The sequence below is a fragment of the Paraburkholderia sp. UCT31 genome, from assembly GCF_014397655.1.
Classification (GTDB): Bacteria; Pseudomonadota; Gammaproteobacteria; order Burkholderiales; family Burkholderiaceae; genus Paraburkholderia; species Paraburkholderia tuberum.
The window spans coordinates 58,229-77,170 of sequence record NZ_VZQP01000032.1 but is presented as its reverse complement, the minus strand read 5'-3'; the positions used below and the strand labels follow the sequence as shown (position 1 = coordinate 77,170).

General features: G+C 61.8%; 14 protein-coding genes and 2 pseudogenes. All 16 read right to left on the bottom strand.

Annotated features, from left to right (window positions below):
* Positions 1 to 486: 486 nt before the first annotated feature.
* The gene (locus F6X40_RS25205; RefSeq protein ID WP_262421540.1) at positions 487 to 1,302 is read right to left on the bottom strand and encodes a hypothetical protein; all 816 of its coding nucleotides are present in this window, start codon (positions 1,300 to 1,302) and stop codon (positions 487 to 489) included.
* Positions 1,303 to 1,980: a hypothetical protein gene (locus tag F6X40_RS25200; RefSeq protein WP_187629641.1), complete on the bottom strand. Its 678-nt coding sequence runs from the start codon at positions 1,978 to 1,980 to the stop codon at positions 1,303 to 1,305.
* Between the two features lie 34 nt (positions 1,981 to 2,014).
* Positions 2,015 to 2,671 (bottom strand): c-type cytochrome, encoded by a 657-nt coding sequence (locus tag F6X40_RS25195; RefSeq protein WP_187629640.1) that lies wholly within the window; start codon positions 2,669 to 2,671, stop codon positions 2,015 to 2,017.
* Between the two features lie 10 nt (positions 2,672 to 2,681).
* On the bottom strand, positions 2,682 to 4,166 hold the full coding sequence (locus F6X40_RS25190) for a flavin monoamine oxidase family protein (RefSeq protein ID WP_187629639.1): 1,485 nt from the start codon (positions 4,164 to 4,166) through the stop codon (positions 2,682 to 2,684).
* A 306-nt stretch (positions 4,167 to 4,472) separates the two neighbouring features.
* Positions 4,473 to 4,767, bottom strand: a pseudogene (locus tag F6X40_RS42565) (electron transfer flavoprotein subunit alpha/FixB family protein); the annotation flags it as partial.
* 38 nt (positions 4,768 to 4,805) lie between these two features.
* Positions 4,806 to 4,928 (bottom strand): annotated as a pseudogene (locus F6X40_RS43580) (electron transfer flavoprotein subunit beta/FixA family protein); the annotation flags it as partial.
* Positions 4,929 to 5,126: 198 nt separating this feature from the next.
* A complete protein-coding gene (locus F6X40_RS25180; protein WP_187629637.1) occupies positions 5,127 to 6,416 on the bottom strand; it encodes an acyl-CoA dehydrogenase family protein in 1,290 nt (429 codons plus the stop codon).
* A 170-nt stretch (positions 6,417 to 6,586) separates the two neighbouring features.
* Positions 6,587 to 7,150, bottom strand: a complete 564-nt coding sequence (locus tag F6X40_RS25175) for a TetR/AcrR family transcriptional regulator (protein WP_311540531.1) — start codon at positions 7,148 to 7,150, stop codon at positions 6,587 to 6,589.
* Between the two features lie 380 nt (positions 7,151 to 7,530).
* Positions 7,531 to 8,874: an NAD(P)/FAD-dependent oxidoreductase gene (locus F6X40_RS25170; protein WP_187629659.1), complete on the bottom strand. Its 1,344-nt coding sequence runs from the start codon at positions 8,872 to 8,874 to the stop codon at positions 7,531 to 7,533.
* A gap of 178 nt (positions 8,875 to 9,052) precedes the next feature.
* Positions 9,053 to 10,294, bottom strand: coding sequence for a thiolase family protein (locus F6X40_RS25165; protein WP_187629636.1), 1,242 nt, complete (start codon positions 10,292 to 10,294; stop codon positions 9,053 to 9,055).
* A gap of 25 nt (positions 10,295 to 10,319) precedes the next feature.
* Entirely contained in the window at positions 10,320 to 11,873 is a 1,554-nt protein-coding gene (locus F6X40_RS25160) for a class I adenylate-forming enzyme family protein (RefSeq protein ID WP_187629635.1), read from the bottom strand.
* A gap of 56 nt (positions 11,874 to 11,929) precedes the next feature.
* A complete protein-coding gene (locus F6X40_RS25155; RefSeq protein WP_187629634.1) occupies positions 11,930 to 13,063 on the bottom strand; it encodes a saccharopine dehydrogenase family protein in 1,134 nt (377 codons plus the stop codon).
* 221 nt (positions 13,064 to 13,284) lie between these two features.
* Positions 13,285 to 13,965, bottom strand: a complete 681-nt coding sequence (locus F6X40_RS25150; RefSeq protein ID WP_187629633.1) for a c-type cytochrome — start codon at positions 13,963 to 13,965, stop codon at positions 13,285 to 13,287.
* On the bottom strand, positions 13,966 to 15,444 hold the full coding sequence (locus F6X40_RS25145) for a flavin monoamine oxidase family protein (protein ID WP_187629632.1): 1,479 nt from the start codon (positions 15,442 to 15,444) through the stop codon (positions 13,966 to 13,968).
* An 89-nt stretch (positions 15,445 to 15,533) separates the two neighbouring features.
* Positions 15,534 to 16,499 (bottom strand): WD40/YVTN/BNR-like repeat-containing protein, encoded by a 966-nt coding sequence (locus tag F6X40_RS25140; protein ID WP_187629631.1) that lies wholly within the window; start codon positions 16,497 to 16,499, stop codon positions 15,534 to 15,536.
* A gap of 17 nt (positions 16,500 to 16,516) precedes the next feature.
* Positions 16,517 to 18,877, bottom strand: coding sequence for an efflux RND transporter permease subunit (locus tag F6X40_RS25135; protein ID WP_187629630.1), 2,361 nt, complete (start codon positions 18,875 to 18,877; stop codon positions 16,517 to 16,519).
* Positions 18,878 to 18,942: the final 65 nt, after the last annotated feature.

Genomic DNA, 18,942 nt, shown 5'->3' with positions numbered 1-18,942 from the left:
GCATACGACCTCGGGCATTCGGTTCATCAATGCCTCCATTGCTCAATTCTACGGAATGTTGGCGTCCACTTTATTCAGCCAACCTCTCGGAGTTACCACCTCGTAGACCAACATCCTGCCTATCCTTCGCCGACGGATTCCAGGCCACCGCAACATGAACCCGACTCGCACGCGCCGATCAATTGTGCGTGGGGGCGCGCAATAATGTGCGGCATGCGCGCCCTTTTCATGAGCACTGCCTCCAAGCAATCAAGCCTTTTGCTATAGCCACGACATCAACCCATGGCCGCTGCGCGATCCGTCAGTCGTCCGCGTGGAAAACCGTCGGTATGATATCGGTGAAGTTTTTCACGTCGCCGATCACTTCGGCAGCTTTGGCGGAGGAAAGGGCCATATCGATCCCCATCTGATCGCTGAAACTATCGGGATTGCTTACATCGCTGGGAAATGCTTTGGCGTCGCTCTGGGCTGAACCCGAGCGATGCCTTAGGTGGTTGCGCCAACGCCATGCAAGCGTGCCGGTAACGTCCGTGCGCGGCGGAGCAACTGCCAGCCGAACAACAACATCCACAGCGGCAGAACCAGCACCACGACCATTTCACTGGCATTCGAAAGCGCGTCGAGATCCGGAAAAAAGCCGAACACGAAAAACAAGCCGAAAGCCCAGCCGACGATCTTCAACAGAATCGCTCCCTTCCAGCCCGCGCTCTTGAGCAGTTTGGCCGCAATCAACGTCCAGAAAAGCACGAGGGGGCCTTCGATCCACCAGAGCCCGTTTTGCGTCCCATTGGCTATCGCTGTCCATACTGCCGCCGCTGCGCCTCTCGTGGCATCGTCCCCGCCCGCATACAGATGTGCCAGCGGGTGAAGGATTGCAAACTGCATAACTGCGCCTGTCACGCCCACCATGACATACAGCACGACTGCCATTGCCACCATGTTGCCGAGCGCGCCCAACTCCTCACGAAATACGTGCACGAAGTATCCGCCGATGACGAGGAACGGCAGGTAGAAGCCAAGCATGTCGGCAACCATGCACCAGCGGAACAGGTCGCGGATATCCGGTGGCAATGCCAGCATCGATGCACCATGCAGCACCATGTCCGCATCCGGGCCCGTCACCACGACAGACAATCCAACATTCGCGTACGCCAGAATGCCGCCGATGATGGCACTCCAAGCCGTAAAGCGCATTACCTTGCGCGAGGTCTGATTCATCATAGTCTCCAGGATAAAACCTTCAGCGCCGCCCGCGCATAACTCCCGGTTGTCGCGGACCGCGGCAACAGCAACGTTTTTCATTCAATTGCAATAGGGAGTAGCGTTCTTCGAAGCCACGCTCCCGCTTCGAACACGCTCAAGGGCGCAGTAGCCGTAATAGATCGCCGGCATGAAGTAGGCCCACGTACACAGCGCAAGCGTGTAAAAATTGAGCACGACGTTGGTTTCCTCACCAGGAATCTTGTAGAAATCGTAGATGCCGGCAATCGCGAGCGACGTCACCAGCGCCACTGCCACGCCCAGCGCCTCAAGCATCGCGCCGACGTTCAGCAATCGCACGATGAAATAAGCGAGATAGATCGACAGCCAGATCCACATCGCCAGATAGTAATAGGGCAAAACGCCAGCGATGAAATCCGCTCCCACAAGGACGAATGTGAGCGCAAACGAGGCGACGAATGCCGCGACGTCCTGGCGAATTGACGGCTTGTAGCCATGCGTAATCGCCATCATGCCCGCGACGGCGATGATGGGCATGCCGAATCCGCGAGAGAACGCATCGAAGAAGTGCGCTACCTCATAGGAAACTGCATTGCCAGTGGCAAAGAATCCGATGGCGTTCGTCGCGGAGATACCGACAATCCACATCTCCAGCCCGAGAAGATAGTTTCGTTTCTTAACGATCTTCCGGCCGTAGAAAAATGAGCTCAATGCCAGCAAAGCACTAGAGAGCATAAGAACTAAAGATCTGAGGTCCATGACTAAACTCCTAACTCAGGTTGCATCTGATTGGTCATTTTTTCTTCGGATCGAGACTTGCCAGATAGCTCGCGATAGCCTTGCGGTCTTCCGGTGAAAAGCCTTGCGACAGGCTTTTCATTACGCCGGTGGGTTCGCTTCGGGTGCCGGAAGCGAACTCGTCGAACTGCGCGAGCAGATAGTCATATCCCTGACCAGCCAAACGCGGAAACTGCTCGTGGCCCATCAATTGGGAACCGTGACATGCGACACAGTTGCCCGCAGCCACCAGGTGCTGTCCCTTCTCGCGCAGTTGCTGATCCGGCTTGAAGTAGCGATTCGCGACAGGGGTCGCACCGGCGAAATACTCAGCGAGGGATTTGATCTGCGGATCGCTCATCGTCATCGCGAGAGGTCCCATGTTCGGATTGCGCCGCGCCTCACTGGCGAAATTGTGGAGCTGGGTTTCCAGGTAGGGGGCCGGTTGGCCCGCCAGGCTCGGATAGCCCTGATGAAGCGAATTGCCCTTGACGCCGTGACACACAGTGCAGGTGTCGGTCACGTGCGGCCAGGGGCCGCCGTCGGCGAGATAGGCTGCTGTCGAAGTAGTGATATAGCCCTGAAGCCTGTAGAGACCTAGCAGATCAGAACCGAAAACGGCCAGCAGCAGGACGATAACCAGAGGAATGCCTGTCAATAGGTATTTTTTCATCGCTGCCCTCTTACGCCCGACGCAGGGCATTCAGTGCCTGAAGCGCGCCATGATGGCCGGAGCGCACGGCGCCATCCATGTAGCCGGCCCAGATATTTGCCGTCTCCGTCCCCGACCAGATCAGCTTGCCGCACGACGGGTGCAGCGCTTCTCCGTGGGCGCTCCAGAAGCCCGGCGGAATGGCGGAAATACAGGTAATGGTCCAGGGATCGACCCGGCTCCAGTCCTGATCGTGGTAGGCGATGGGAGACAGCGCATCGTCGCCCCATGCCTGCGCGTAGAGTTGCTTGTGCATGGCCATTGCCGCGTCCCGCTCCGAGGGGACCATCCCATTCTCGACGAACGCGTTGATCACCCCGATCTCCCCAGCGGGCGGGGAGTTGTCGAAGGCCCACAGGATGGGGCCATTGACCTGGAAGATGCTGCCGTTCATGCCCTTGTCGCGCCAGAACGGGCGGCGATAGACCATGGCCGTCTTCCGTGCAGGGGAATGCGCGGGCCATGCGCGCTGCAAGGCCGCGCGCTTGTCGGGCAGAGGCGGATCGAACTGCACCTGATGACACAAAGCCGGATGGATGGCCACGACGACGGTCCGTGCCCGCACTTCTCCATGGTCGGTATGCAGGGTGACAACGTCGCCGTCCCATCCGGAAATCTGGCGGACCGGCGTAGACAGTCGTACCTTGTCGCCCAGTTGCTCGGCCATCTTGATGCTGAGGATTTGCGAGCCGCCGACGAAGCGGGTTTCCTGGGCGCTGTGCTTGATGCTGTCGAGCTGCGAATAATCGCAATCCGCCGAATTGATCATCGAAAGGAAATGCAGCAACCCCATCTTCGCCGGCGCCGCGCCGCCCGAAAGAATGCTGCTGGCATTCCATGCCACCTGGTCTTCAGGCTTGATGTCCTGCCTCGCCAGCCAATCGCCGACCGAAAGCTTGTCCAGTTCGCCGACCCTCGAGGACGTCCACGGCGCACCACAAGGTACGTCGCGTGACAGCCTGCCGAGCCTTGCTCCGACCGCCTCGTCGGTGCCGAACGTGCCCTTCAGATCGACTGTCACACGCCCCGCACCGCCCAGAATGACCGTATTGCCGTCGTAGTAGGTTGGGAAAGTCCCGACGCACAGTTCACGCGCGAGATCAGCGACGGCGGTCTGGCCGGGCCCCATCCATTGCCCGCCGACTTCCGAAACGAAGCCACCGGGGATGTTGTAGTTGAGTGTTCGTCCCCCCACACGATCCCGGGCTTCCAGCACCAGAAAGGACTCGCAGCCCGCCTGACGCAGGTCTCGCGCGGCGACCAGTCCGGCCAGCCCCGCTCCAATGATGGCGACGTCGAGAATGCCGTCCGCGCCTGGCGCGCCCTTGGTAACCGCGGCATGCGACTGTCGGGCACCCATGGCGAGCGTGCCAACGGCAGCCGAGGCACTGGCATATTTGAGCCATTGCCTGCGCTGCAGGTTTGCAGCGCCGTCAGGGGAAGATTTTTTTGCCATAGTGCCTCTGTCTACGTGATGAAGGTTCCCGCTCCTTGCGGCTCACCGAAGCCGCTCTGCTCAGGCGCCAGGTTCCAGGTTCCGGGTTTCATATCCGATCGCTACACCCTGCTGCCAGAATCATTCGGAATCCTTTCACATTCATTCGCGCGCCTGGCCGGGAACCGCGAAGTCTGCTGCTCCGTTTATCTGTGTTAGTACAATAAACCAAAGATAGGTCATAATACACACAAACAAAACAGAAAAAAATACAGAGTATTCCCCTGTATCTCGAAGCCTGCTCGCGACATCCCACCTTTTATGCGCTCAGATTAACGACACCAACTCCGGCACCACCTGGAAAAGGTCGCCGACGAGACCGTAATCAGCCACGCTGAAGATGGGCGCTTCTCCGTCCTTGTTGACCGCCACGATTACCTTTGAGTCCTTCATGCCCGCGAGATGCTGGATCGCGCCCGAGATACCCACCGCGATGTACAACTGCGGCGCGACGATCTTGCCGGTCTGGCCGACCTGGAAGTCGTTCGGCACGTAGCCCGCGTCCACGGCTGCGCGCGAGGCGCCCAGCGCGGCGTTTGAGCTTGTCGGCGAGCGGCTCCAGCTCATTCGACTCGATGAAGATCGCGCGATCGGCGCCGTGCGCAGCGTTTCCTGCGCTTGCGCGACACCGGCGGATACCGCGATGACTTCCGTCGCCACGCCTGCTTCCTTCAGGCGAACCGCCTCTTCAACGACGATCTCATCGAACGGGTTCATCGGCATCTTCACGTTGGAGTTAGCACAGCCGCGAGAGCCGCGTGGCTCAATGAGACAGCAGCATTCATGTCGTGCTCCTAATGTAATAATGGATTCGGCGCTTGATTTACGGCAGTGCTCCCACGCGCTAGTCGCGATCCGATAACCCGATCCGGGTGCCATGAAGCCCTGACGCCACGCCGCGACATCGGGTCGACGACATATTTACTCCTTCGTCCACCCGCCCTGGTAGAGCTTTCCTGCCAGCACGCCGAGGCGCAACGTGAGGTGGTAGTTCTCTCCATCTTCGATCAGTGCGGACCGCACATCGCGGAACAGTTTCTCGATCGGGAATTCGCGGGTGGTGCCGTTGCCGCCGAAGAGCTGAAAGGCCTCGTGCGTGATCTTCATCGCTTCCTCGGTCACGCTGACTTTGGCCTGGGCCGTCGCGTAGGGATGGCTCTTCGGAGACAGGCGCGAGAACGCGAGGCTGCGTCGCGCAATGGCCCGCGCCATCTCCAGCCGACGCAGCATCTCGCCCACGCGCAATTGCGTCATCTGGTGATCGATCAACAGCGCCCCGCCCTGCTTACGTTCGTGGCAATACGCCAGTGCGAGTTCGAACGCGGCGCGGGCCACACCCACGAACACCTGGCACATGTGCGTGCCGGCGAACGACCAGGTCGAGGCCAGATTACCGAGATAATCGTCCTGCAATGCAACGGCGAAACGCTTGGGCACCTTCACGTTGTCGAAGTAGATCTCGCCCTGCGGCAGCGAGCGCTGGCCAATCTTGTCGAGCGGCTTGCCGCGCGAGATACCCGGCAGATCGAGCGGAATGATCATGCCCACGCCGTTGGTGAACATGCCATGTTCGCCGGTACCGTAGAAGCCGTCACCGTAGTCTGCAGCCATATACGCAAGAGCCACCTGCGCGACCGAGCCGTTCGAGATCCACGCCGAACTCTGCCCGTTGATGACAATCTCGTCCGTGCCCACCTTCGCCGTGAGGTTGCCGACCGGCTGCTTGCCGCCCGCGCTGATCTCGTCGCGGTAGAGAATCGCGGCATCGGAGCCGCGGTCGGGCTGGGTGTTCATCCAGCAGCCGATCTTGCCGGTGCACATGTCGATCAGCTCCTGATTGCCAACCGACTGCGCCATCATCAACGGAGCGGGCGCCACGCCGATCGAAACGGCAAGCCCAGCATCACCCCAGCCGAGCTCTTCGCCGATCAGCGATTCGATGCGCACCGCCGTGTCTGGGGGAAGCTGCGTGAGAAGTTGCGGATCAAGGCCCAGTTTCGCGCTTTCCATCATGGCGGCCCAGTAAGGCGAACCGGGCGCGATCACTTCCTCCGGCGTCAGGCGGTCGAGCTCGCGGCCGACGGGCTTCAGTACATCGCGTGCGAAACGGTGAACCGTGTCCTGGATCGCACGCTCCTCCTCGCTCATCGGCGTTTCGAAACCGGTCAATCCTGCCAGCGGCAACCCTACGGACTTGTGCAGTCGAATCATTTCGGTACTCCTCCTCTCCTGGATGCATGTCGACCGGACTGCCCGACAATCCGGTCATTTCACTTATAGAACACAAATATAAACATAGGTAACAATACAAAACACTAGCCGAAAAAAAAAGACAGGGTATTCCCCCGTCTTCTTTCTTCGCCCGCATGGCGCTGTGGCTGCTAGGCCGTCTCGGCGTATACCGTCTTCCCCCACACCAGGTTATGCGCGGTCTTGATGAACATAGCCTCAAACCCTCGCATGTATGCGCGCTTGCTGCGCGTGGTGCCCAGATGGAGTGTCATTCCGTCCACCATTGAAATGAGCAATATGGCGATATGTGCACTCTCGGCCGCCCCACGCTCCGGATTCACGGCGCGAATGAGCTGGGCAAATTCGCTTGTCAAGGTGTCGTACCATTCGTCTCGCATCTGTGCGCACTCGGGGTCTGTAGACGCAAACGAAAAGAAATGCCACCACAGCGGGATGTTCTTCGAGTCCTTCGCGTCCCGCAACGACTGATCGAGAATGATGTCGATTTTCGCACGTGGCGAGGCATTGTTCTGGAGCGCCTGTTTCAGAACATCGAGATACGTGTCGATCACCGGCGCCATCACCGCCCGCACGACGTCAGGCCGCGTCGGGAAGTAGTATTGGAGGTTGCTGACACTGATTCCCGCTTTCAGCGCAACGGCACGCAGCGAGAAGTCCATGGGACCATTCTCGAGCAGGAGCTTCCTCGCCACACGAATAATGGCATTGCGCGTACGTATGCCCTGGGCCCGCAGTCCGTCGGGTGCGGTTCCCGTGGAAGGTGCTGCGCTCGACGGGCGCCGCTTACGGGTGCTGGGTTCTTTTGGCACTGTCATCGCTTTCCGTCCTGAGTGAAGTATGACGCCTCGCCGAAGCGAAGCAACGCGGTCACACGAACCGTTCTCTAGGTAAACATGACTATACCTTACACCAGGTTGAACATCCATCCTCATGGCGGGCGCGTGATGCAGCGTTCGTCCTCGCCCAATATCACCTCAATTCGCAGTAGTCGAACATCAAGCGACTCTCCGAATGCCCCAATCGGGGCCTCGAGCGACATGGTCTCCGAAAGCATTCTGTGGCGCTAATCGCATTACGCCCGCTGCGCTTGCGCGGCACGCGCCTTGCCGTTCACACGGTCGTCGAGCACGTTCACCACGCCCAGCGCCCCATTCATGACGCACCATCGCAACGGCTCGGGCAGTGTCGACGGCGTCTTGTGATCCAGCGCCGAAAGGAGCGGATTTTCGGTGCCGCGAATCCGCCCGGCGATCATGTTTCCCACCATGGACTGGGCGGCCACGCCATGCCCGGAGCACCCAGCGCTGTAGAAAATGTTCTGATGCGCGCCCGTTGCCCCGACGACCGGCAGCGCGTCATTGGCAAAGCTGATATAGCCGCTCCAGCATGCCCGCAGCGCGATGCCTTTGAGGGTCGGGAAGCGGTCATGCAGAGCCGTGCGCAGCTCGCGATACGAATCATAGTCGGGTACGTTTGGTGTTTTGGAGCCGTATGGATAGTGGAGGCGCTTGGTCGTCACCACGAGCGTGTTGTTGACGGTCAGGCGATGGCTTTCCATGGTCCAGTGCGCCGTCACGATGCCTTCGCGTCGCAGCCAACCCAACGCCTTGCGCTGAGCATCGGAAAGCGGCTCGGTCTCGATCGCCGAGACCCGTAACGGCACGACCTTGTCTGCAAGCAGGCCGAGTTGCGGCGTATAGGCGTTGGTGGCCAGCATCAGAGCCGGGGCACTCGCACTGCCTCGCGGAGTTTGCACCATGATGACCGGCCCTTCCGTGTAAGACAGCAGCGGCGTGTTCTCGTATATCTTCACGCCTGCCCGCAGAGCCGCGCGCCTGAGCCCCATCACGTACTTGCCGGGATGGAGCGTGCCCCCGCGCGGCACGTAGTTGCCAAACAGGAACGCAGGCGGAATGCCACGCGCACGCATCTCAACCTGATCGAGAAACTCCGACTGAAAGCCCAGCTCGGCGCCGGTTCGCATGTCCTCGCGCACCTTGTCTTCCTGCGCGGGATCGATGCCCGCGCGGATAATGCCCGTCTGGTTATAGTCGCAGTCGATCTCGTGCTCCTTGAGCTTTCCCTCCACGAAGGGGACGGCCTCCTCATAGTAGCGAACGATCTCCCTCCCTTTCTGGTTGCCTATGTCCTTGAGAAAAAGATCGTACTCGAGCGCGAGTGCGCCGGCCAGATAGCCAGCGTTGCGTCCACTTGCACCAAAGCCGGCAAACTCGCGCTCGAGCACGATCACTTTCGCTCCGTGCCTGACCAGTTCCAGCGCAGCCGACAGCCCGGCAAACCCGGCGCCGACGATGATCACATCCGCACTCGTGTCGCCCACGAGTTCCGGCTGTATGTCGCCCGGCCTTTCCACCCAGCCGCCAAGCGCGCGGTACTTCTCCATGTCAGCGGTCATTTTCGCCTCCTCCGCTGGCCCAGCCGATTCGACGCGCGCGCATTGCGTGGCCGCCACTGCCGGCACCACTACGGCTACTGCCGCCGCGCCCTTGAGGAAAGTGCGGCGGTTCACTCCGGAGCGCGAGTCGCCTTGCTGTCCTGCCTGGGTTTCCGTTGTCTCGCTCATGCACGCTCCTTCAAGTCCTGCTCAGAATGTGGACGGCGAGCGCCGCCTCTTCGATACCCTGAAATCCGCCGCCGTTTTCCTGAATTGCGTGCCGCGCGCCGGATACCTGACGCGCGCCCGCTTCGCCGCGCAGTTGAGTCACCAGTTCGTATAGCTGAGCGATTCCCGTCGCACCCAGTGGATGGCCTTTCGATTCGAGGCCGCCGGATGTATTGATTGGAATACGCCCGCCGAGGGTGAACTCGCCGCGCTCGGCTGCGGGGCCGCCCTGGCCGATCGGGACCAGTTGCAGATTTTCAGCCTGGATGATTTCCCCCATTGCCGACGCGTCGTGCACTTCTGCGACATCTATGTCCTCGGGGCCGAGGCCTGCCTGTTGATAGGCCTGCAGCGCGGCGAGCCGGCCGATGTTCTTTTCCGGCTCGTTGGCGCTTCGATGCGTGAAGCTGCGGATCACGCTCGCCGCAATCCGGATGCAACGCTTGTGGTCGGCGCCGATGCGCCGCAGCCCCTCCCTGGTGCAGAGGATCGCCGCTGCCGCACCGTCCGTAACCGGCGCGCACATCGGCAGCGTGATCGGATACGTGATCGGCGGTGCCGCAAGTACTTCGTCGATCGTGAACGGCTGGCGGAACTGCGAATACGGGTTGTGCACCGAATGCAGATGGTTCTTCGACGACACGGCGGCGATCTGGCGTTGCGTGGTGCCGTAGGTCTTCATGTGATACCGGCACAGCGCGGCGTAGACCGACATGAAGCGGCTATAGGGCCGATCGGACTCCGCTCCGGGCGGCGGCTCGATGCCTTCGCCGAGCTTCATCAGCCTGGCGAAGTTTTCGTCGACGCGCGACACGTCCCAGCCCGCCTCGAACAGGGCGAATGACTTCGCCTTGTCCGCGACGTTCATCTTCTCCGCGCCGAGCGCGAGCGCCGCATCGCAGGCGCCCGACCGAAGTGCCTGCGCTGCGAGATGCACCGCGGTGCTGCCCGATGCGCAGGCGTTTTCGACGTTGTAGACCGGAATGCCTTCAATCCCGATCTTGCTGAACACGACCTGCCCCGGAATTGACAGCTGGCCCTGCAGCGGCCCATTGGTGATGCCGGCATAGAAAGCCGCGCCGATCGCCCCAGCATCGCAACCCGCATCCTTCAATGCTCCGCGTAGCGCTTCGCCCGCGAGATCGTCGATGCTGCGCTCGAAGTGCCGGCCGAACACGGTCATTGCAATGCCGGCGATGTAAATGTCGCTCATGGTGTTTTATCTCAACGTTGCTGATTCAGATCCGGCGGGTTTGACCCTGCCAGTACTGCTCGCGCAGATCCTTCTTCAGCACCTTGCCGGCCGTACTGCGAGGCAGTGCCGCGACGAAGTCCACAGTCTTCGGTGCCTTGATCGAGCCGAGCTTCTCCTTGCACAACGCCACGAGATCTTCGGCATTGACGCTCTGACCCGCGTTGAGCTCCACCACCGCCTTCACGGCCTCCCCCCACTTTTCGTCGGGCACACCGATCACCGCGCAATCCTGCACCGCCGGATGAGCCCAGATCACCTGCTCGACTTCGCTCGGATACACGTTGAAGCCGCCGCTGATGATCATGTCCTTCTTGCGGTCGGTGATGTGCAGATACCCTTCGGAATCCAGATGACCGACGTCGCCCGTGTGCAGCCAGCCGTCGATGATCGTTTCCCCAGTCTTCTCCGGCGCCTTGTAGTAGCCCTTCATGACAAGGTCGCCGCGCACGCAGATTTCGCCGGTCTCGCCCTGCGGCAGGATCTCGCCGCGATCGTTCATGATTTCGACGCGGATCAGCGGGTTGGGCCTGCCGACCGACGAGAGCCGGCTGTCCGGCGCAGGCTTGCCGTCGACGAAGTGCTCGGCAGGCGTGAGATAGGAGATGGACGCCGGGGCTTCCGTCTGTCCGTAGCCGCCCGACATAACCGGACCGAACACCACGATCGCGCGCCTGAGCTTCTCCACCGACATCGGCGCGGCGCCATACAGGAAGCACTTGAGCGACGAAAAATCCTGGTCCTCGATGCCGGGGATATCGAGCAGGCGATAGATGACCGTCGGCGGCAGGAAGAACTCCGTGACCCGATGCTTCGCGATCGCCGCGAGAAGAAGCGCCGGCTCCGGCTTGGGCAACACGACCACCGTGCCGCCGCGCGCGGTGCACGGCAGCGAGAGCATTCCCGCAGTATGCGTCATGGGCGCGGCGGCGAGATTCACCGGACGCTCCACGCCATACGGAAACGCCATCATGAACTGCGCGAAGTAGGTTTGAAACGCGCGATGCGTGTTCATCACACCCTTCGGCAAACCCGTCGTTCCACCCGTGGCCGAAAGGGTCACGATGTCGTCCATGTCGTAATCGACGCGCGGCTCTGTCGCAGGTTGCGCCGCGCTCCACTTCTCGAGCGACGGCGCCCACGGCAGATCGGCATCGATACAGACCCAGAGCCTGACCTTGGGCAGACTGGGACGCAGCGCTTCGATCGCCGGTGCGAACGTCTGGTGGAAAAACAGCGCTTCGCAATCGAACGCGTCGAGGAGGTACTGGTTCTCCTGCGGCGCGTTGCGCCCGTTCACCGGGATCCACACCACACCCGCACGCCACAGCGCCAGCGTGCAGGTCCATGCCGTGACGTCGTTGTCGGCCCAGACCGCTGCCTTCGCTTCCTTTTCGAAGCCGGCAGCGAGCAGGCCGTTAGCGATGCGGCACGACAGCGTGTGCACCTCATCGAACGAATAGCTACGCTCGTCCTGGATGTAGGCGATGCCGTTGGGGTTGATGCGCCAACCGCGGTCGAAGAAGTCAATGATTGCCATATCCCGTGTTTCCCTGTCTGTCCTGAATCTGTCCCGAAACTGCGCGCTCGCGGCGCTTACAGCTGAGCGACGGTCGCGCGCGCGAGCCCACGCTGCTCGAGGAAGCCGAGCAGATAGCGATGCCCGAATGCCTGGGAACCCGAGGCGAAGCCCACCTTCGCGGTCTCGCCGTCGAGCAGCTTGATGGCCGCGGCCGTCTGGATCGCGCCGGTCGCGATGTATGGCGTGATGCCGTGCACGGTCGCGCGAACGGCGGAGAGCTGGCCGCGGCCAATCGCGAAGTCGACAGTGCGATGAAGCGACGTGCGTTCGCGCGGCGGCATGGCCCGCGTGGTCGAGTCGACGAGTTGCTTGAGCACCGCATCCTGCTGCTCGCGCGGCAAGTTCGCGTACTCGGCTTCCCACTTCTGTCCAAGCGCGTGCACCATCTGCATCGCATTGTTGTCGTAGAAGCCCACGCAGGAAACGCAGCTGCGCACGCGCGGATCGTGCTCGAAGTAGACCGGCAGCGACGTCCCGCCCCACGGCAGGGCGAACACGGGCTGAAGGAAGTCGGGAGAGGCGATGTTGAACGAAGCGTGGCTGTCATGCGGCACCAGCTTCTTTTCCCACAGATAGCATGCTTCCTGACGATAGCCTTCGAAGATGGTCGCAGTGGAGCCCACGCTCACACCGGCGCCGGCGCCGCGCGGGCCGCGCGTGAGCGTGGCGGTCTCCAGCGCATCGATGCCGGGCGTTTCAAGCGCCAGTTCGGCGGCGATTTCCGCGAACGTGTACATGTAGGCATTCGAGGGCGATACCAGCAGCCCCGCCTGCCGGAACTTCTCGCCGAACTGTTCGCGAACCTGGCGGATATAGTGCTGCTCGCCAGTGGTGTCGAGGTAATGGCAGCCTGCCTTGAGCGCCGCTTCCACGGCGGTAAGGCCGAAATTGAAGAACGGCCCGACCGTGTTGCACACGACCTTTGCACCGCGAAAGGCATTCACGAGCGAATCCACGTTGTGCTCGGCTTCGATGACTTCGTAGTTCGCCGATTCGAGGCGCACGACACGCTGGGCCATCATGTCCTGCGTGCGCTTCGCGTTACGCGCGACCGCCGTAAAGGGAATGTCCTGGTCGATGAGCCAGTCCATGATCAACATGCCGGTGTAACCACTTGCACCATAAACGACGACGGGATGCTTTGCCATGCTTGTCTCCTGAAACGTGATTGGTTAAATGTTGCGTCTGTCAAATGCGGGGATGTCGCCGGCGGCTGACAAACAGCACCGTCAGTCAGTGTTGCGATGAAGCACGCTTCATTAATAGAACACAATACCCAACTTAGGTCACATTGACAACTTAACGAAACTGAAAAAATACAGGGTGTTCCCCTGTCACCCCACTGTTCCTGCCCGTTACGCCATGGCAGCTATTGCGCGCCTGCGGCGCTGCCACCCGGCGTCAGGCTCGCCAGATAGCTGGCCACCGCCTGGATGTCTTCGCCGGACAACGTGGCCGCCATCCCGTTCATTGCGCCGCTCGGGTCACGACGCTCGCCCGTCTTGAACGCAGCAAGCTGCTTCGCGAGATAGGCTTCGCCCTGGCCCGCCAGTCGTGGCACCAGGTTGCGGCCCATGAACGACGCCCCGTGGCAGGCCTGACAGCTTTTCGCCGCTACGAGCGCCATCCCGCGCTTTTCGAGCGCCGCCTGGACGTGCACCGCTTCGCTTTGGGCCGGCGTCTGCCGCGCGAAATAGACAGCCAACGACTTGATCTGCTCGTCCGTCAGCTCCCTCGCAATCGCCCCCATGTGGGGGTTAGGTCGCAGGTCGCCGGCAAACGCGTGCAACTGGGCGACGAGATAAGCTTCTGGCTGTCCGGACAGCGCCGGATACCAGGCGTTGACGGACTGCCCGTGCGCACCGTGGCAGAAGTAGCAGGTCTCCTGCGGTTGCGGCCATGGGCCACCGTTGGCCACTGCCGTCTTGTCGATCTCGCTCATCGCCTTTTCGAAATGCATACCGTCGAGGTAATCGCGTCCGTAGAGCGCTCCCACGCCTGCGACGCCTGCCAGCACAACGGCTGCGCTTACGATCCATGCCCGTTTCATTCACGCCTCCTCGCCGCGTCGAGTGAAGCCGGCCAGCGCCTGCAAGGCAGCGCGGTGGCCCGAACGCACGGCACCGTCCATCGCGCCGGCCCAGATGTCGGCGGTTTCAGTCCCTGACCAGATCAGGCGCCCCACTTCGGGATGCAGATACTTGCCCCACCTGGTCCAGAAGCCCGGCGGCATGGGATTGATGCAATGCAGGGTCCACGGATCGACCCGGCCCCAGTCGTAGTCGTGGAACTGCGTCGGATGCAGCGCGCGGTCGCCGAATGCCTTGGCAAAAGTGGCCGACAGCGTCTTTTCGGCCATCGCGGAATCGTCCGGCAACATCCCCGGCGCGACGAATGCGGCGATCACGCCGAGCGATGCATCGGGAGGCGAGTTGTCGTACGCCATGAAGACCGGGCCACCGACCTGGAAGATCGTTCCGCAATAACCGGCGTCGCGCCAGAACGGTTTGTCGTAGACGTGGACCGTCTTGCGCATGGGGGCGTTCGTGGGCCAGTTCTGCTGGAGTTGCGCCCGCCCGCCGGGCAACGGCGGATCGAAAACAACCTGATTGCACAGGGCCGGATTCATCGCGACAATCGCACGACGCGCCTTAACCACGCCCTGATCGGTGTGCACCTCCACAACGTCACGATCCCAGCCGGTGACCTTGCGCACGGGCGAGGACAGCCTGACCTTGTCGCCGAGTTGCTCGGCCATCTTGATGCTCAGACGCTGCGAACCGCCGACGATGCGCGTTTCCTGCGCGCCGCCCTTGAACGCTTCGAGCTGCGTGTAGTTGCAGCTTGCACTGTTGATCATCGATAAGTAGTGCAGCAGACCCAGCTGCGCCGGCGCACCGCCCGTGGTCAGCTTCGCGGCTAGCGCGAGAAAGTAGCCGTCCTCGTATTTCACGCCCTGTTGCAAGAGCCACTCGCCGTAAGAGAGCTTGTCCAGTTCCGCCAGACGCGGCGCTTTCCACGGCGCGCCGGACGGCACGCCGCGCGACAGTTCGGCAAGCCGGTTGCCGATCGTGTCGTCACCCCCAGTGCCGCCATGAAAATCCTGCGCCACCGTAGCGCCCTGCGCCATCACGATGGTCTTACCCGTGTACCAGCTCGGAAACGTATCGATCTCGAGTTGACGTGCCAGATCGAAGATCGCGGTCTGGCCGGGACCGATCCACTGCCCTCCGGCTTCGGAAACGACACCGTGTCCGAGGTCGTGGTTATAGGTGCGTCCACCGACGCGGTTGCGTGCCTCGAGCACGACGAACGAATCGCATCCGGCCAGTTTGAGGTCACGGCCCGCGGTCAATCCAGCGAGACCCGCGCCGATGATCGCGACGTCCAGAATGTCGCCGTTCATGGGCTTCGTTACGGCGGCCTGTGCCAGCGACATGCCGCCGGCCGCGAGTGACGCCGCGCCCATCGCCGTAACGCGTAGCAGCTGGCGCCGGGTCTGTGTATCCGGCTTACGTTTCCGATCCATCTTTCATGCCCAATTCAGTTTCATTGTTTCTCCCCTTTCCTTCTCTGCTCTTAAGGAAAACGTTTTAACAAGGTAGCGACTGGCGCTTCTCAATGGACCGTCAGCACCCCCTCCTGCGAAAACAACACCGGTTTGCCGGCGCCATCAATCAATGCGGCGGTGAGCGTTGCGCGATCGTCGCGCTGATGAACCTCGAACGACGTGCTGCCCTCGCGTTGCCGGAACACAAGGCCATCGAGCCCGACGCCCATCAGTCCGTTTCGAGTCGCTACGAGATCGGTGATCGAACTCTTCGTGCCCACGTTCAGCGCCGCCCACGTCGCCCCGCCGTCGCTGCTCTGGTACAGGCTGCCCAGCAGCCCGCCCACCACGATCCGCCCGTCGGGCAGCGCCACGCCCGTCCACAGCGTGCCCTTGCCGCCCGTTGCCTGATAGCTCCAGTTCGCGCCACCATCCGTGGACTTCAGCACCATCCCCTGTTCCGAATCGATATAGAGCGCGCCCTTGCTGTCGGCAAAAATGTGGTACAGGTTGCGGTCCGCCCTCGTGCCACCCGGCGGCTTCGGCACAGTCACCTTCGTCCACGTCTTGCCGCCGTCGTGCGTGGCGAGCATCAGCGACCACAGGCCTACGGCCACGCCATCTCTCTGGCTCGTGAACAGCACTGAGAAGAGCGGCTGGTCCACCGAGAGGTCCATGCGCTGCTTCTGCCAGGTCTCGCCGCCGTCGCCCGTTGCGAGAATCACGCCCCACTGGCCGACCGCCCAGCCGTGCTGCGCGTCGGTAAAGGTGACGGCCGAGAGCGTCGCCGAAACAGCCGCTCGTTTCGCCTGGCGCCACGTCTTTCCTTCGTCATCCGATATAACGATGACGCCGTGCTCGCCCACCGCCACGATGCGCTTACCCGCACGCGTGGCGTCCAGCAGCATCATGTGGGACGGGGCCGCCCACGCGTGTGCGGGCATCGCCGCCCACTCCGCAATGGCTCCCGGCGGCAGAGCCCAGACTGCCGCACTCGCGCACAGCGCGGCACAAGCAACAAGTATCTTGATCATGACTGCGTCTCCCCTGTTCAATGGCTGAAGAGTCCAGGCGCACGCGCCGGTTTGCGCCTCGGGAACCACCGTTCCAGCACAGAGGCCAGCGCCGGCAGCGCCGTCATCGCCATCAGCAGGTTCACGAGGAACATGAACGCCAGCAGCTTGCCCATGTCGGCCTGGAACTTCAGCGCCGAGAAGCTCCACGTCGCCACGCCAATGGCCAGCGTGATAGCCGTAAAGATCGTCGCCACACCCACTTCCAGCATTGCGTGCTGCACAGCCTTCACGATGTTCTGCCCGCCCGCCAGATGCACCTGCAGCCGGTTGTAGATATAGAACGCGTAATCCACGCCAATACCCACCGCCAGCACCATGACGGGCAGCGTCGCCACCGTGAGCCCGATCTGCAGTTCCTTCATGAACCAGTAGCCGATGAAAGTCGCCACCGAGAGCGGCAGGCAGCACGCGAGCATCGCGCGCCAGTCGCGGTAGGCGAGGAACACCAGTATCAGGATCGCTGCATACACGTAGAGCATCATGGGCAACTCGCTCGCTGCCACTTCCTCGTTGGTCGCGGCGAGTACGCCCGCATTGCCCGCCGCGAGACGCACGGTGATGCCCGGGAACGGATGCGAAGCGCGATACGTCTTCACGTCGTCCAGGATCCGGCTGATCGTCTTGGCCTTGTGGTCGGTGAGAAACAGGTGCACGGCCGTCATGCTGCAATCCGCCTTCATGAAGCCCTTCACCCGGCCCACATCCACCGAGACCGCGCCGTAGTTCCCAGGGTCGATCGGCACGACATTCATCTTCGGGTAGTCCTCGTTGTAGCCCTGGTTGTAGCGGCGCAGCATCGCCGAGTAGGACTCGACCGACACCACGCCTGGTTCGGTGCGCATCGCGCTCGTGAGGTCGTCCTCGTACAGGCCGACTGCCGGGTTGTCGCAGCCCTTTTGCGCCGACTCGATCGCGACAGTGAGCCAGTCGAGGCCGATGTCGTAGCTCGAAGCGATCGACGTGGCATCGCTGTTGAAACGCGCATCCGCACGCAGTTCTGGCGCGCCCGGCTGCAGTGTGCCGATCACACGGTCGCGGCTTTGCCAGGCGGCAAGTGCGAACACCACCAGCGTCAATGCAACGGTCACGCCTGCATAACGCGGCTGGGCGATGCGCGCGAGCCCGCGCAACCACGCCGAGCGCCGCTCGCTGCGCTTGAGCGCGCTGTCCGCGTAGCTCTTCGCGAAGTTGAAGCATGACGCCGCCACCGGCAGCAGGATCAGATTCGTCACGATCTTGTATGCGACGCCGAGCGACGCCGTGATCGCCAGTTCCCGCACCATCGGTATCGGAATCAGCAGCAGCGTGATGAACGATACGAATGCGGTGACGAGTGCCAGTACGCCCGGAATCAGCAAACCACTGAAGCTGTGCCGCGCCGCATCGAACGAGCTGTTGCCGTGCGCAATCTCCCGCACGATGAAATTGACCTGCTGTACGCCGTGCGAGACGCCAATCGCAAAGACCAGGAATGGCACCAGCACCGCGAGCGGGTCCAGTCCAAAGCCCAACAGCTTCAGCGTGCCGAACTGCCAGACGAGCGATGTCAGCGAGCATGAAATCAGCAGCACCGTGAAGCGCACCGAATGGCAGTACCAGTAGACCGCAAGCGCCGTGAGCAGCAACGCGATGCCGCAGAAGCCGAGCACGGCGGTCGCGCCATCGGCGATATCGCCGATCTGCTTCGCGAAGCCAATGATCTGGATTTCATAGCCCGCATCTTCAAACGGTTTGCGGATCTGGGCTTCGAGCAGGTGGTTGAACGCCACGTAATCGAGCACCTTGCCATTGCGGTCCCGCTCGTTGAGCTCGGCCGTAATCATGGCGCTGTCTTCGTTGTGCGAAACGAGCGTTCCGATATAGCCGCCGAGTGTCGTCGCACGGCGCACCTTCGCGACAACGTCGGGCGTGAGCTGGTCGGGCGTGATCGTGCCGGAGATGATTGGCTCCGCGCGGAAGCCCTCGTCGGTGATCTCGTTCACGTAGGCGTTCGGCGTCCACAGCGACTGCACGCCAATGCGGTCCACGTTCGGCAGGTACGTCACCGCCTGGGTCACCTTGTACAGTCGCGTAAGCCCTTCCTTCGTCCAGATCGAGCCCTTGCGTGCACGCACGACCACGGTGATCCGGTTCGCGCCGAGCAGGTCGGAGCGGTACTTCTGGAAGGTCTGAATGTATTCGTGGCCGATCGGCATCTGCTTCTCGAAGCCCGCATCCATCCGCAACTGCACGGCAAAAAATGCCATGACCACGGTGAACAGGCCAATGCTCACCAGCACCGCCATGCGATGACCGAAGAACACCCTTTCCAGCGTTTTTACCAGACGATTTAACACGGCATTTTCCCTTCAAATGTTTCGGCAGCTCCGGCGACAAGCGGCATCGGACCCCACACCGGCGT

Coding starts and splice junctions, on each gene's coding strand:
- F6X40_RS25205 (WP_262421540.1), bottom strand. CDS start 1,302: ATGAAAAACGTTGCTGTTGCCGCGGTCCGCGACAACCGGGAGTTATGC.
- F6X40_RS25140 (WP_187629631.1), bottom strand. CDS start 16,499: ATGATCAAGATACTTGTTGCTTGTGCCGCGCTGTGCGCGAGTGCGGCA.
- F6X40_RS25160 (WP_187629635.1), bottom strand. CDS start 11,873: ATGGCAATCATTGACTTCTTCGACCGCGGTTGGCGCATCAACCCCAAC.
- F6X40_RS25155 (WP_187629634.1), bottom strand. CDS start 13,063: ATGGCAAAGCATCCCGTCGTCGTTTATGGTGCAAGTGGTTACACCGGC.
- F6X40_RS25150 (WP_187629633.1), bottom strand. CDS start 13,965: ATGAAACGGGCATGGATCGTAAGCGCAGCCGTTGTGCTGGCAGGCGTC.
- F6X40_RS25190 (WP_187629639.1), bottom strand. CDS start 4,166: ATGGCAAAAAAATCTTCCCCTGACGGCGCTGCAAACCTGCAGCGCAGG.
- F6X40_RS25145 (WP_187629632.1), bottom strand. CDS start 15,444: ATGGATCGGAAACGTAAGCCGGATACACAGACCCGGCGCCAGCTGCTA.
- F6X40_RS25165 (WP_187629636.1), bottom strand. CDS start 10,294: ATGAGCGACATTTACATCGCCGGCATTGCAATGACCGTGTTCGGCCGG.
- F6X40_RS25170 (WP_187629659.1), bottom strand. CDS start 8,874: ATGACCGCTGACATGGAGAAGTACCGCGCGCTTGGCGGCTGGGTGGAA.
- F6X40_RS25195 (WP_187629640.1), bottom strand. CDS start 2,671: ATGAAAAAATACCTATTGACAGGCATTCCTCTGGTTATCGTCCTGCTG.
- F6X40_RS25200 (WP_187629641.1), bottom strand. CDS start 1,980: ATGGACCTCAGATCTTTAGTTCTTATGCTCTCTAGTGCTTTGCTGGCA.
- F6X40_RS25180 (WP_187629637.1), bottom strand. CDS start 6,416: ATGATTCGACTGCACAAGTCCGTAGGGTTGCCGCTGGCAGGATTGACC.